We start from the raw sequence: 13,306 nt of genomic DNA on the forward strand, positions 1-13,306 counted from the left end.
GCGCGACCAGGGTGTCACGGCCGTCAAGGGCGGGCGGACGGCGGCCGAGGCGGCGTTGGGGAAGTTTTTGCCCGTGGCCGGTTCCGCGCGGCACGGGCCCCGCATGAGCGGGTCCGAAGGTATCGCGATCGCAAAGTGTGGCCGAAATGGCGAGCCTCTGTGTGTCGGTCGCGTTACGGCCGCATTGACCGTTCCCGCTCGTAGAGCGCAGGCTCGACATGTAGATGGCAAGTACAACTGGTTTGCCCGGTGGTTCGCTCCCGCGTGCGAAAACGCACGTCAGGGCGGACGCTCCGGGCGCACCGGACGCAGGAGGTAGCACATGTGCGGCATCACCGGCTGGGTCTCCTTCGACCGCGATCTGGGGGCCGAGCGGGCGGCATTGGATGCGATGACGGAGACGATGTCCTGCCGCGGACCGGACGACCGCGGCGTCTGGGTCCAGGGCCCCGCGGCGCTCGGCCACCGCAGGCTCGCCATCATCGACCTGCCCGGCGGCCGGCAGCCGATGACCGCCGAGACCCCGCACGGCACGGTCGCCCTCGTCTACTCGGGCGAGACCTACAACTTCACCGAGCTGCGCCGCGACCTGACCGGCCGCGGCCACCGCTTCACCACCGACTCCGACACCGAGGTCGTGCTCCGCGGCTACCTGGAGTGGGGCGACGCGCTCGCCGAGCGCCTCAACGGCATGTACGCCTTCGCGATCTGGGACGGCCGCGCCGACAAGCTCGTCATGGTCCGCGACCGCATGGGCATCAAGCCCTTCTACCACCACCCCACCGCCGACGGCGTCCTCTTCGGCTCCGAGCCCAAGGCGATCCTCGCCAACCCGCTGGCCCGCCGCCGGGTCCGGCTCGACGGGCTGCGCGAACTGTTCACCATGATCAAGACGCCGGGGCACGCCGTGTGGGACGGCATCCACGAGGTCGAGCCCGGCACCGTCGTCACCGTCGACCGCGACGGCGTACGGCAGCGCCGCTACTGGGAGCTGGAGACCCGCCCGCACACCGACGACCGGGACGCCACCGTCGCCCACGTCCGCACCCTCCTCGACGACATCGTGCGCCGCCAGCTCGTCGCGGACGTGCCCCGCTGCACCCTCCTCTCCGGCGGGCTGGACTCCTCCGCGCTGACCGCGCTCGGCGCCCGGCAGCTGGCCGGGCAGGGCGAGCGGGTCCGCAGCTTCGCCGTCGACTTCGCCGGCCAGGCCGAGAACTTCGTCGCCGACGAACTGCGCGGCACGCCCGACACCCCGTTCGTGCACGACGTCGCCCGCACCGCCGGCACCGACCACCAGGACATCGTGCTGGACTCCCAGGCCCTGGCCGACCCCGAGATCCGCGCGAAGGTGATCCGGGCCCGCGACCTGCCCGCCGGCCTCGGCGACATGGACGCCTCCCTCTACCTGCTCTTCCTGGCCATCCGCGAGCACTCCACCGTCGCGCTGTCCGGCGAGTCCGCCGACGAGGTCTTCGGCGGCTACCTCCAGTTCTTCGACGAGGCGGCGCGCAACACCGACGCCTTCCCCTGGCTGGTGACGATGGGCCGCCACTTCGGGGACGACGCCGACGTACTGCGCCCCGACCTGACGAAGGCCCTGGACCTCTCCTCCTACGTCGCCGACGGCTACCGCGACGCCGTGGCGGGCATCCGGCGCCTGGACGGCGAGAGCGACTTCGAGTACCGGATGCGGCGCATCTCCCACCTCCACCTGACCCGTTTCGTGCGCATCCTGCTCGACCGCAAGGACCGCGCCAGCATGGCCGTCGGCCTGGAGGTCCGCGTCCCGTTCTGCGACCACCGGCTCGTGGAGTACGTCTACAACACGCCCTGGGCCCTGAAGTCCTACGACGGCCGGGAGAAGACCCTGCTGCGCGAGGCCACCGCCGACGTCCTCCCCAAGTCCGTCTACGACCGGGTCAAGAGCCCCTACCCGTCGACGCAGGACCCCAAGTACGCGGCGGCCCTCCAGGACCAGGCGCGGGACCTGCTCGCCCGCCCGGACCACCGGGTCTTCGAACTCGTCGATCCCGCCCGGCTGCGCCGCGCCGTGGACCGGGAGGCCCCGATGACCGGCCAGGCGGACCGGCGCGGCCTCGAACGCGCCCTCGACCTCGCCCTCTGGCTGGAGATGTACGACCCCGAACTCGTCCTCGGCTGACGGCTCAGCGCCCCGGCCCTCTGTCGCCCTCCGGCCCGCAGGAACTGCCGTCGGGCGGCAGGGAGCCGTGCAGCAGGAAGTCGTCGACCTTGCGGTGCACGCACTTGGAGGACGAGTACCCGGTGTGCCCCTCGCCCTTGTTGTCGAGGACCACGGCCGAGGGGCCCAGCCGCTCGGCCGTCTCCTGCGTCCAGTGGTACGGCGTCGCCGGGTCGCCGCGTGTGCCGACCAGCAGCATCTTCGGCGTGTCGACGCCCTTGACCTCGTCGCGGATGTAGTCGGTGCCCCTGGGGCGGCCGTAGCACATCAGCACCTGGGTGAGCCGGTACCGGCCGAAGACCGGTGACGCCTGCTCGTACCGCTCCCGCAGACGGCCCAGGGACCGGGTGACCTGGCCGGCGGTGGGGCGGTCCGGGTCGTCGGCGCAGTTGATCGCCATCAGCGCCGCCGGGAGGTTGTCCAGCGGCACGTCCTGCGCGTCGGTGAGCCCGCCGTCCGCGTCCCGCCGGACGGGGAAGCCGACGCCGCCGGACACGAAACCCTCCAGGCGGCTCGAGTCGCCGTCTTCGACCAGCTGCGCGACGGCCCGCTCCAGCGACGGCCACAGTTCCCGGCTGTAGAGCGCCTCTCCGAGGGCACCGACGAGATCCTGCCCGGAGAAGGGCTCACCGAAGACCGAGGGCACCGGCTCGTCGTCGAGGGACGCGACGAGCTTCTCGACCTGGCGGCGGGCGTCCCTGCTGTCCTGGCCGAACGGGCAGGCGATGTCCTCCACGCACCAGTCGAGGAAGTTCTCCAGCGCGGTCTGCTGCCCCCGCGCACTCGCCAGGCCCTGTTCCGCGAGGGGTTCGGTCAGGGTGTCCACACCGTCCAGGACCAGCCGGCCCACCCGGTGGGGGAACCGCGCGGCGTACACCGCGCCGAGCCGGGTCCCGTAGGAGAAGCCCAGGTAGTTGAGCTTGTCGTCACCGAGCGCCCGGCGCATCACGTCCAGGTCGCGGGCGGCGTCCACGGTGCCTATGTGGGACAGCACCGGCCCTGAGTGCTTCTCGCACTGGGCCGCGGCCTTCCGCAGCCGCTCCAGCGCCTCCCGCGGGTCCTTCAGCCCCTCGTCCCCGTCGGTCGCCTCCACGATCTCGACCGACCCCGGACCGCAGCTGACCGGGGAGGAGCGGCCGACGCCGCGCGGATCGAAGGAGACGACGTCGTAGCCGTTGGTGAGGTGCATGAAGTCCTTGCCGCCGGCGGACAGTTCGCTGACGCCGGAGCCGCCCGGCCCGCCGAAGTTCAGCAGCACGGAGCCCTTGCGCTCGCCGGTCGCCCGGTAACGGGCGAGGGCCAGGTCGAGGGTCTCCTTCTCCGGCCGGGCGTAGTCGAGGGGCACGGTGACCTTCCCGCACTGGAGGTCCTCGGGCATGTCCAGGCCCTCGCAGGCGGACCACGTGACCCGCTGGTCGTAGAACCGGGACAGCCCGGCCCCGGATCCGTCGGCCGCGGAGCCGTCCGCGGTGGCGGCGGGCAGGCCCGCGCCCAGCAGGGACAGGCCCAGGGCTCCGGGTACCGCCCAGCGCAGGGCCGTGGGCCGGGTCGACAGCTTGGCCAGCATCGATGCCTCCCGGGCGCCCCGTCGGGGACCGGAGAACGGCGCCCTCGATCACCATAAGCGGGCCGGTGGCGACCCGCCTCCGGGCAGGCCTGCGCTGCGCACCCTGCCGCTTGTTCGACAGAAGTGTCACTCGACGGAGTGAAGACGGACAAGCCATGACTCGGGTGGTCCACCCGCGTTCTCGTCGGTGCGGGCGAGCGCCCGCGACCATGTCCGGAAGGCAGGGAACCATGGGAAGGGTCGCCCGAATCGGTGTGCTCGCCGCCGCCTCCGGTGCGCTGGCCGTGACGCTGCCGGCCGGCTCGGGCCTCGCGGCCGGCGGCGCCGGCGCGGAGGGCTCCGCCGCCGGCTCGCCGGGGCTGGTCTCCGGCAACACCGTCCAGCTCCCGGTGGACGTGTGCGGGAACTTCGTGAACGTGGCCGGGCTGCTCAGCCCCGACGCCGGCGACGGCTGCGAGAACGCCGGTGACGCCGGCCGCGGGACCGGGCGGGCCGACGCCTTTGCCGAGGGCGGTGAGCGGGACTCACCGGGCGTGCTCTCCGGCAACGGGGTGCGGCTGCCGGTGAGTCTGCCGGTGAACGTCAGCGGCAACGCGGTGAGCGTGGTGGGCGTCGGCGACCCGTCGGTCGGCAACGAGTCCGCGAACGGCTCCGGCGACCGCTCCGGGCAGCCGCCGCCGAGCCGCCCCTCGCGGCCCGAGCCGCCGGCGCCGTCGGTGCCGGAGACGGATCCGCGGCCGTCGGTGCCGTCGGTGCCGGAGACCGAGGTGAAGGCACCGCCGACGGCCGCGCCGGACCTCACCGACCCGCGGGCCACCTCGGCCGCGCTCGCCCGCACCGGAGCCGGCTTGACCGTCCCCGCCCTCCTGGGCGGCGCCGCACTCGTCCTCGGCGGCGCGGTCCTCTTCCGGCGCTTCCGCCCCGGCACCGGCGACCGGCCGGCGGGTACGGTCCGTCGGCGGACGGACCGGGCGTGACCTGCCCTGTCAGCCCCGCCCGGTGTGGAACCGCACGTGCAACGCGCGGATTTCCTCCGTCAGTTCGGGCACCGGGCCCTCCACGGTCACGCCGGGGGCGATCTCCTGGACCGGCAGCGCGCGGACCGGCGCGGCGGGGACGCCCAGCTCGGTGAGCCACGTCACGAGCTGCCGCGAGGAGGCGACGTAGACGATGCGGCCGAGGCCCACCCAGGCGTGGGCGGCGGCGCACATGGGACAGTGCTCGCCCGAGGTGTAGACCGTCGCGGCGGCCCGCTGCGCCGGGGTGAGGCGGTCCGCGGCCCAGCGGGCGAGCGCGAACTCGGGGTGGCGGGTGCGGTCGCCGGACGCGACCCGGTTGTGGTCCTCGGCCAGCACGGTGCCGTCCCCGCTCACCAGGACCGAACCGAAGGGCTCGTCCCCGGCCTCCAGCGCTGCCGCGGCCAGCTCCACGCACCGGCGCAGATGGGGCAGCTCGGTGTCCTTCACGGTCATGGCGTCCGGCCCTCCCGGGGAGTGATCGAGGCGCCCCACCCTACGCGTCGCGGGCGGCGCGCCGGATGGTCCGGTGCGCCGCCCGCGGTGGGGGGTGCCGTCGCTGTTCGCGCGTCCTGGGCTACGCCGTCAGCGGCGTGCCTTCGACCGGTCCAGCGCGGCCACGCCGAGCGCGGCCAGCCCGATCTGGATGAGCCACTCGGCCCAGTCCACGCCGCCGGTGTCCGCCACGCCGAACGCGCCGGCGATCGCGGAGCCGATCAGCGCGGCCACGATGCCCACGAGGATGGTCCACAGAATGCCGATGCGCTGGCGGCCCGGGACCACGAGGCGCCCCAGGACACCGATGACGATGCCGATCACGATCGCGCTGATGATGCCGTCGACTTCCATCTCCGCCCCTTTCCGTCAAGACCCCCGCACCGGGCGTCTGCCCGCTCGGGGCGGACCCAGTCCCGTCCGGTCGGCGCTGCAGCGTGCGGTCGGCGCCGCAGCGCGCGGCGGCCGGTCCGCGCGGGGCGGACCGGCCCGTAGGGGTTCCGGATCGGCTAGGGCTTGGAGCTCTTCGCCGCCGTAGCGGCGCAGACCGTCCCCAGCATCAGGGCCAGAGCACCGATGATGATGTTGTTCCAGATGACTCCGGCGTCGGGGGAGGAACCCACGATCCACGGTGAGATGATCATCCACACGCCGATGGCGCACATGGCTCCGCTGAGGCCGTACATGCGCTCCGGGGCCCGGGTGAACCCCAGGGCCAGCAGAGCGATCGCGATGCCCACGATCAGGTTGTGGGCGACCAGCGAGGGCTGGCTCGTCGTGAAGTGGAGGATCCAGGGGGACACGGCGCAGTACAGACCGAGCAGGAAGACCGGCCCGTCCACGAGAGCCACGTCCCGGCCGCCGAGCATGCGGTCGTACCGGGCCCGCATCTCCGGGGCGTCGGGGTGGCTGCTTATGTCGCCTCTGGTGTCGCCTCTGCTGTGCGAGACGTTGGCCATGGTCGTCTCCTTTGACTGGCAGACCGTCCGCGTCTGGTGCGGTATGCGATGAGTGTCGCAACATCTCCATTCTGCTCCTTATGTCGCCCTTATGTGTAGTGGTGGGCGAGGGGGCCCCGCCGTGCGGTCGGCGGGACAGGGGAGGGGGGTATGCGCGGAACGAACGCGGGCAGGCGGAACGTACCCGGCCGAGCCGATCGGCCACCGGTTTCCACTCCTGGAGGTGTCTGCCGCTATGGGCGCGAAGGTGTTGGAGCGATTTCCGGCGGGAGCTCCGCGCGGTTCGTGGCCGGCGGAGGAGTTCGCCGCCGCACGACGGGCCCAGGGTGAGCCCGCGACGGTCGTCATGGATTTGAAGTCGGACGCGTTCCTCGTCGTCGTGCCGACGTCCGACGACGACTGACCGGCCGGCGGCGCGCTCCGTCGGGACGTGGGCGCGGGACGGCCCCGGGGCGGCTGAGGCGGGACTGGTCTACACCCTTGACTGGTACATACCAATGCGGTTGAGTGTGCTGACCACCCCCCACCACGGCCGTCCCCCAGGGCCCGCTCCACCCTGCCCCGTGTCGGGAACGGCCGTGCTCCGTCAAGGAGTTGATCCCGTGTCGAGACGTCGTATCTCCGCGGTCGTGGCCGTCCTCGCCCTCGCCGGCGCCGTGCCGGTGCTGATGCCGGCCACTCAGGCGTCCGCCGCCGCCTGTTCGAGCTACCCGAGCTGGGTGGCGGGCAAGTCGTACGCCGCCGGTGACATCGTCCGCTACACCGACGGCAAGGCGTACATCGCCGAACACGCCAACCCGGGTTACGACCCGGTCATCAGCACCTGGTACTGGGAGCCGTACGCCTGCGACGGCGGCTCCACGCCGGTCGGGAACTTCGTGGTCTCCGAGGCCCAGTTCAACCAGATGTTCCCGAGCCGGAACGGGTTCTACACCTACGGCGGGCTCACCGCCGCGCTCAGCGCCTACCCCGGCTTCGCCACCACCGGCAGCGACACCGTCAAGAAGCAGGAGGCCGCGGCCTTCCTCGCCAACGTCAGCCACGAGACCGGCGGACTGGTGCACATCGTCGAGCAGGACACCTCCAACTACGCGCACTACTGCGACTGGAACCGGTCCTACGGCTGCCCGGCGGGACAGGCGGCCTACTACGGGCGCGGTCCCATCCAGCTCAGCTGGAACTACAACTACAAGGCCGCGGGCGACGCCCTCGGCATCGACCTGCTGAACAACCCCTGGCTGGTGCAGAACGACGCGGCCGTGGCCTGGAAGACGGGCCTGTGGTACTGGAACACCCAGTCCGGCCCCGGCACCATGACCCCGCACAACGCCATGGTCAACGGCGCCGGTTTCGGCCAGACCATCCGCTCCATCAACGGCTACGTGGAGTGCGACGGTGGCAACCCCGCGCAGGTGCAGAGCCGGGTGACGACGTACCAGCGCTTCGCGCAGATCCTCGGGGTCGACCCGGGCGGCAATTTGTACTGCTGATCCGTGCCACCGGGCGTGTGCCAGACTCCGCCGATGACCTCGGAAACGATCACCGCCCACGCCTCCGGCACCTGGACCCTCGGTGACCTGCCCGTCCGCCGCGTCGGCCTCGGCGCGATGCGGCTGACGGGCAGCGCCGCCTTCCACCTCGGCACACCGGGCGACCGCGAGCGGTCCCTCACCGTGCTGCGCCGGGCGGTCGGCCTCGGCGTCAACCACATCGACACCGCCGCCTTCTACTTCTCCTCCCTCCGCTCCGCCAACGAACTGATCAACAGCGCGCTGGCGCCCTACCCCGACGATCTGGTGATCGCCGCCAAGGTCGGCCCGTTCCGGGACTGGTCCGGCGCGTGGGGCACCTCCGCGCGCCCCGAGGACCTGCGCGGCCACGTCGAGGAGAACCTGCGCCAGCTCGGCCGCGACCACCTCGACGTCGTCTACCTGCGCCGCATGCGCCAGGGCTCGGTCGCCGAGCACTTCGGCGCCCTCGCCGAACTCCGCCGGGCAGGCCTGATCCGCCACCTCGGCCTCTCCGCCGTCGAGCCGCGCCACCTCGCCGAGGCCCAGGCCATCGCCCCGGTCGTCTGCGTCCAGAACCGCTACGGCCTCGGCTTCCACGACCCCGCCACCGACGAACTCCTGGGCCTGTGCCGCGACCAGGGCATCGCCTTCGTGCCGTTCTACGCCATCGCCGGCGAGGCCGGGCCCCAGCGGGCCGCCGCCGACCACGACGCCGGCGTCCGCGCGGTCGCCCGGGCGCACGGCGCGAGCCCCGCGCAGGTCCGGATCGCCTGGACCCTGCACCAGGGCCCGCACGTGCTCGCCGTCCCCGGCACCGGCGACCCCGCCCACCTCACCGAGAACGTGGCCGCGGGCGCGCTGCGCCTCACCGGGGAGGACCTGGCCCGACTCGGCTGACACGGACGACGTACGGATGACAGTTGATGACAGTTTTACGTATAACTGTCATCCGTACTAACCTCTCCCCTCATCCCGCCCGGAGAGGTCCCGATGTCCCGTATCGCCCTGGTCACCCTCGTCGTCGACGACTACGACGAGGCCGTCCGCTTCTACACCGGCGCCCTCGGCTTCCGCCTGGCCGAGGACACGCCCCGGCCCGACGGCTCCCGCTGGGTCGTCGTCGAGCCGGGCACCGAAGGCGGCACCGCGCTGCTGCTGGCCCGCGCCAAGGGCGGGGAACAGCGCGCCCGGGTCGGTGACCAGACCGGCGGGCGCGTCGGCTTCTTCCTGCACACCGACGACTTCGCCCGCGACCACGCCCGTATGGCGGCGGCCGGCGTGACCTTCCTGGAGGAACCGCGGCACGAGCCCTACGGCACGGTCGCGGTCTTCCAGGACCTGTACGGCAACCGCTGGGACCTGCTCCAGCCCACCACATCCGAGGACACCGACGCATGACCACGCTCGACACCGACACCCTCCGCCGGCTCCCCAAGGCCGTGCTGCACGACCACCTCGACGGCGGTCTGCGTCCCGCCACCGTCGTGGAACTGGCCCGGGAGGCCGGCCACACCCTGCCCGCCGACGGCCCCGACGCACTGGCCGCCTGGTTCTACGCGGCCGCCAACTCCGGTGACCTGGTGCGCTACATAGCCACCTTCGAACACACCCTCGCCGTGCTCCAGACCCGCGCGGGCCTGCTGCGCGCCGCCGAGGAGTACGTCCTCGACCTCGCCGCGGACGGCGTGGTCTACGCCGAGGTGCGCTACGCCCCCGAGCTGATGCTGCGGGGCGGTCTGACCCTGCCCGAGGTCGTCGAGACGGTCCAGGAGGGGCTGGCCGCGGGCATGGCGAAGGCCGCGGCGGCCGGTACGCCCGTCCGGGTGGGCACCCTGCTGTGCGGGATGCGGATGTTCGACCGCGTCCGTGAGGCCGCCGACCTGGCGGTCGCCTTCCGGGACGCCGGGGTCGTCGGCTTCGACATCGCCGGTGCCGAGGACGGCTTCCCGCCCGCCGACCACCTCGCCGCCTTCGCCCACCTGCGCGGTGAGAACATGCCGTTCACCATCCACGCCGGGGAGGCGTACGGACTGCCCAGCATCCACCAGGCGGTCCAGGTGTGCGGCGCCCAGCGCATCGGCCACGGCGTGCGCATCACCGACGACATCCCCGACCTCGCGGCCGGCAAGCTGGGCCGCCTGGCCGGCTGGGTGCGGGACCGCCGGATCGCCCTGGAGATGTGCCCCACCTCCAACCTCCAGACCGGCGCCGCGGCCTCCATCGCCGAGCACCCGATCACCGCGCTGAAGGACCTCGGCTTCCGGGTCACCCTCAACACCGACAACCGCCTCGTCTCGGGCACGACGATGACCCGCGAGATGTCCCTGCTGGTGGAGCAGGCGGGCTGGACGGCCGAGGACCTGCGCACGGTCACGGTCAACGCCCTCAAGAGCGCCTTCATCCCGTTCGACGAGCGCGAGGCCCTGATCGAGGACGTCGTCCTGCCCGGTTACGCCGTCGTGCTCTGAAGGAGCCCGCGCGCGTAGGCGGCCTGCCCCGCGTGCTGGAGGTCGTCGGACAGGACGCTGACCAGCCGGACGGCCAGCGTGACCGGCGGGTCCCAGGTGTCGTCCACCACGCGCTCCAGGTCCCGGGCGGCCAGGGAGCGCAGGGCGCCGAGCGTCTGCTCGTGCACGGCGTCGTAGTAGCCGGTCAGCAGGTCCGCCGAGCCGACCCGCACCTTCGCGACCTGCGCGGGACCGTGCCCGTACCCGGTGTCCCCGGCGGGCAGGCCGAGGCCGAAGCGCTGGTGCCAGTCCTGGGCCAGCCACACCTGGTCCAGGCCGAAGGCGTCCGCGACGTGGTCGTCCTGGACCCGGGTCAGATGCCAGATCAGCCAGGCGACGGAGTTGGCGTCGGGGGAGGGGCGGGCGGCCAGGTCGTCGGGGCCGACGCCGTCGACGGCGGCGTGGACCTCTTCCCGGACACGGCCGTAGCCCTCGATGAGGATGTCCTTGGCATGCATACGTCCACCATGACGCACGCGTCCGTCAGGCGCTCCTCGTCTCCAGCAGCGCCATCAGCGCCCGGGCGGCCGGGCTGGTGGCCTGCGGGGGCGGCAGCAGGGCCACGGTCTCGTACAGCACGTCGTCGGTCTCCTTCAGCGGCAGCGAGGTCAGGGACGCCCGCTTGTGCCGGAAGTGGCGCGGCACGACGGCGACGCCCAGGTTCTCGTCGATCAGGTCGAGCAGCCCGTGCACGTCGTTGACCTCCAGCGCCACGGTGCGCCGTACGCCCGCCGCGGCGAACGCGGTGTCGGTGACGCGGCGCGGCCCCCAGTCGGGGTGGAAGTCGACGAAGACCTCGTCGGCCAGGTCGCGGGGGGCCAGTACCGCCCCGTGACCGGCGAGGCGGTGACCCGGGTGGCACAGCACGGTCATCGGCTCGGCCGACAGCGACACCGAGCGCAGCCGGTCGCTGTCCGGCTGGATCCGGTAGGCGAAGGCCAGGTCCAGCCGGCCCGCGGCGACCTCCTCCGCCAACTCGCCGGAGCCCGCCTGCCGCAGCCGGATCTCCACGTCCGGGTGACGGCGGCGGAAACCGGCCAGCAGTCCGGCCACCGGCACCCCGGCGATGCACTGCTCGGTGCCCACCGAGAGCGTGCCGCGCAGCACCCCCTGCACCGCGGCGACCGCCTCGTGCGCCGCCCGCACCTGTGCCAGGATGCGCTGCGCCTCGCCCAGCAGCGCCCGCCCGGCCTCGGTCAGCGTCACCCGGCGGGTGGTGCGGACGAACAGCGGCGCCCGCAGCTCCCTCTCCAGCGCCCGGATGGACGCCGACAGGCCCGACTGGGAGACGACCAGGCGTTCCGCCGCCCGGGTGAAGTGCTGGTCCTCGGCGACCGCGACGAAGTGCTGGAGATGGCGTAGTTCCACGACTGAGAAGCGTAGTCGCTGAATCCCATCGGATTCTCCTGTTGGACCACTCGCCGAGACCGGCGCGAGAGTGGGAGCCGGTTCCGTCGTACCGATCCCTCTGGAGACGCGTTGTACACCGCACACCCCGACCGCTACGCGACCCTGCCCTACCGGCGCACCGGACGCAGCGGCCTGAAGCTCCCCGCGCTCTCGCTCGGCCTGTGGCACAACTTCGGCCCGGACCGCCCGGTGGAGACCCAGCGCGCCATCCTGCGCCGCGCCTTCGACCTCGGTGTCACCCACTTCGACCTGGCCAACAACTACGGCCCGCCGCCCGGCGCCGCCGAGTCCGCCCTCGGCGAGGCGCTGAAGGCCGACTTCGCGCCGTACCGCGACGAGCTGGTGATCTCCACCAAGGCCGGCTACCTGATGTGGTCCGGCCCGTACGGCGAGTGGGGTTCGCGCAAGTACCTGCTGTCCTCCCTCGACCAGAGCCTGCAGCGGATGGGCCTGGAGTACGTCGACATCTTCTACTCGCACCGCCCCGACCCGGAGACTCCGCTGGAGGAGACGATGGGCGCCCTGCACTCGGCGGTGCGGCAGGGCAAGGCGCTGTACGTCGGCGTCTCCAACTACTCGGCGGAGCAGACGCGGGAGGCCGCGCGCATCCTCGCCGACCTCGGCACGCCGCTGCTGATCCACCAGCCGCGCTACTCGATGCTCGACCGCCGCCCGGAGAGCGAGGGCCTGCTGGACGCGCTCGACGAACTGGAGGTGGGCTCCATCGCCTACTCCCCGCTGGAGCAGGGCCTGCTGACCGGCCGCTACCTCGACGGCATCCCGGAGGACTCGCGGGCGGCGAGCGACAGCCCCTTCCTGAACTCGGACGCGGTCACCGAGGACCTGGTCGGCAAGCTGCGCGCGCTCGACTCGATCGCCACGTCCCGCGGCCAGTCCCTGGCGCAGATGGCCCTGGCGTGGGTGCTGCGCGGGGGCCGGGTGACCTCCGCGCTGGTCGGCGCGAGCAGCCCGGCGCAGCTGGAGGACAGCGTCGCGGCCGTCGGCAACCTGGACTTCGACGCCGACGAACTGGCGCGGATCGACGAACTCGTCGCGGCCTAGAGGGAGTTCCGGCCAGTCGAAGCTGTGAATATGCCAAGAGACTGGCCGGAAAGACGTGGTGACAGTGGTTCAGCAGTGAACATACTCGACTCCTAGGGCGCATCACGCCACGCGACAGCGCCCTCACCCACAGCGCACGACGCACGCGACGGGGGAGGGGAGACGTGCACGACGAGTTCCTGTGCCATGTCACCGCGTACGGAGTCTGTGACGGGCGACGGATCGGCGTCCCCCTGGGGACCTACCGGGCGCCCACCCTCGCCCTCGCCCTGTGGTGGCTGCGCGACCGCGCCTTCTGGATCGCCGAGCGGCTCGATCCGCAGCCCGACCGGCCGCACCTGCCGCGCGGCGCCCTGACCCCGGTCGCCGACGACGCCCCGGACGTCCCGCGGGCGCTGCGCGCCTGGTGCGCCGACGTGGTGCAGCAGGAACTGGTCGGCGAGGAACTGGCCGCCGGGCGGCTGGTGCGGGTCGCCACCAGCGACGAGACCACCGAGTACGAACTGCTCGCCGAGTCGGTGGACGCCCTGCGCATGCAGCGCACCGGCCCGGCCCTGGTGGTGCCCGTCGCCTGAC

Annotated in this window: 15 protein-coding genes; 9 read left to right on the forward strand and 6 right to left on the reverse strand. The window is 72.7% G+C overall.

Going from position 1 to position 13,306, the window contains the following annotated elements; translation table 11 throughout:
* The first annotated feature begins 322 nt into the window (after window positions 1-322).
* Complete coding sequence (asnB, locus tag J7I94_RS12545; RefSeq protein WP_215167137.1) at window positions 323-2,164, forward strand: asparagine synthase (glutamine-hydrolyzing); 1,842 nt, start codon at window positions 323-325, stop codon at window positions 2,162-2,164.
* Between the two features lie 4 nt (window positions 2,165-2,168).
* Here asnB and J7I94_RS12550 read toward each other — a convergent pair whose 3' ends face one another.
* A complete protein-coding gene (locus tag J7I94_RS12550; protein ID WP_215167138.1) occupies window positions 2,169-3,770 on the reverse strand; it encodes an alpha/beta fold hydrolase in 1,602 nt (533 codons plus the stop codon).
* Window positions 3,771-4,000: 230 nt separating this feature from the next.
* Between J7I94_RS12550 and J7I94_RS12555 the strand changes: the two genes are divergently transcribed.
* Window positions 4,001-4,747: a chaplin gene (locus tag J7I94_RS12555; RefSeq protein WP_215167139.1), complete on the forward strand. Its 747-nt coding sequence runs from the start codon at window positions 4,001-4,003 to the stop codon at window positions 4,745-4,747.
* A 9-nt stretch (window positions 4,748-4,756) separates the two neighbouring features.
* On the opposite strand, the gene J7I94_RS12560 is transcribed toward J7I94_RS12555, so the two are convergent.
* From J7I94_RS12560 to J7I94_RS12570, 3 genes are all read right to left on the reverse strand, one after another.
* Window positions 4,757-5,242 carry a nucleoside deaminase gene (locus J7I94_RS12560; RefSeq protein ID WP_215167140.1) on the reverse strand — a complete coding sequence of 162 codons (486 nt, stop codon included), beginning with the start codon at window positions 5,240-5,242 and terminating at the stop codon, window positions 4,757-4,759.
* A 129-nt stretch (window positions 5,243-5,371) separates the two neighbouring features.
* Window positions 5,372-5,635 (reverse strand): GlsB/YeaQ/YmgE family stress response membrane protein, encoded by a 264-nt coding sequence (locus J7I94_RS12565; RefSeq protein WP_215167141.1) that lies wholly within the window; start codon window positions 5,633-5,635, stop codon window positions 5,372-5,374.
* A gap of 155 nt (window positions 5,636-5,790) precedes the next feature.
* The gene (locus tag J7I94_RS12570) at window positions 5,791-6,240 is read right to left on the reverse strand and encodes an SPW repeat protein (protein ID WP_215167142.1); all 450 of its coding nucleotides are present in this window, start codon (window positions 6,238-6,240) and stop codon (window positions 5,791-5,793) included.
* Between the two features lie 235 nt (window positions 6,241-6,475).
* Here J7I94_RS12570 and J7I94_RS12575 point away from each other — a divergent pair, with 235 nt between their 5' ends.
* From J7I94_RS12575 to J7I94_RS12595, 5 genes are all read left to right on the forward strand, one after another.
* Window positions 6,476-6,643 carry a hypothetical protein gene (locus J7I94_RS12575; protein ID WP_215167143.1) on the forward strand — a complete coding sequence of 56 codons (168 nt, stop codon included), beginning with the start codon at window positions 6,476-6,478 and terminating at the stop codon, window positions 6,641-6,643.
* Between the two features lie 199 nt (window positions 6,644-6,842).
* Window positions 6,843-7,730, forward strand: a complete 888-nt coding sequence (locus J7I94_RS12580; RefSeq protein WP_215167144.1) for a glycoside hydrolase family 19 protein — start codon at window positions 6,843-6,845, stop codon at window positions 7,728-7,730.
* Between the two features lie 33 nt (window positions 7,731-7,763).
* Window positions 7,764-8,648, forward strand: coding sequence for an aldo/keto reductase (locus tag J7I94_RS12585; RefSeq protein WP_215167145.1), 885 nt, complete (start codon window positions 7,764-7,766; stop codon window positions 8,646-8,648).
* Between the two features lie 93 nt (window positions 8,649-8,741).
* On the forward strand, window positions 8,742-9,149 hold the full coding sequence (locus tag J7I94_RS12590; RefSeq protein ID WP_215167146.1) for a VOC family protein: 408 nt from the start codon (window positions 8,742-8,744) through the stop codon (window positions 9,147-9,149).
* Window positions 9,146-10,219 (forward strand): adenosine deaminase, encoded by a 1,074-nt coding sequence (locus tag J7I94_RS12595; protein ID WP_215167147.1) that lies wholly within the window; start codon window positions 9,146-9,148, stop codon window positions 10,217-10,219. The genes J7I94_RS12590 and J7I94_RS12595 overlap by 4 nt, the downstream gene beginning before the upstream one ends.
* Here J7I94_RS12595 and J7I94_RS12600 read toward each other — a convergent pair.
* Together J7I94_RS12600 and J7I94_RS12605 are read right to left on the reverse strand one after the other, a co-directional pair.
* Entirely contained in the window at window positions 10,201-10,716 is a 516-nt protein-coding gene (locus tag J7I94_RS12600) for a DUF664 domain-containing protein (RefSeq protein WP_215167148.1), read from the reverse strand. The genes J7I94_RS12595 and J7I94_RS12600 overlap by 19 nt on opposite strands.
* Before the next feature lie 25 nt (window positions 10,717-10,741).
* Window positions 10,742-11,626, reverse strand: a complete 885-nt coding sequence (locus J7I94_RS12605; RefSeq protein WP_215167149.1) for a LysR substrate-binding domain-containing protein — start codon at window positions 11,624-11,626, stop codon at window positions 10,742-10,744.
* A 111-nt stretch (window positions 11,627-11,737) separates the two neighbouring features.
* Between J7I94_RS12605 and mgrA the strand changes: the two genes are divergently transcribed.
* Entirely contained in the window at window positions 11,738-12,730 is a 993-nt protein-coding gene (gene mgrA, locus J7I94_RS12610) for an L-glyceraldehyde 3-phosphate reductase (protein WP_215167150.1), read from the forward strand.
* A 164-nt stretch (window positions 12,731-12,894) separates the two neighbouring features.
* Complete coding sequence (locus J7I94_RS12615) at window positions 12,895-13,305, forward strand: hypothetical protein (protein ID WP_215167151.1); 411 nt, start codon at window positions 12,895-12,897, stop codon at window positions 13,303-13,305.
* The last annotated feature ends 1 nt before the right edge of the window (window position 13,306 follow it).

This window comes from Streptomyces sp. ISL-12 (assembly GCF_018614415.1).
Classification (GTDB): Bacteria; Actinomycetota; Actinomycetes; order Streptomycetales; family Streptomycetaceae; genus Streptomyces.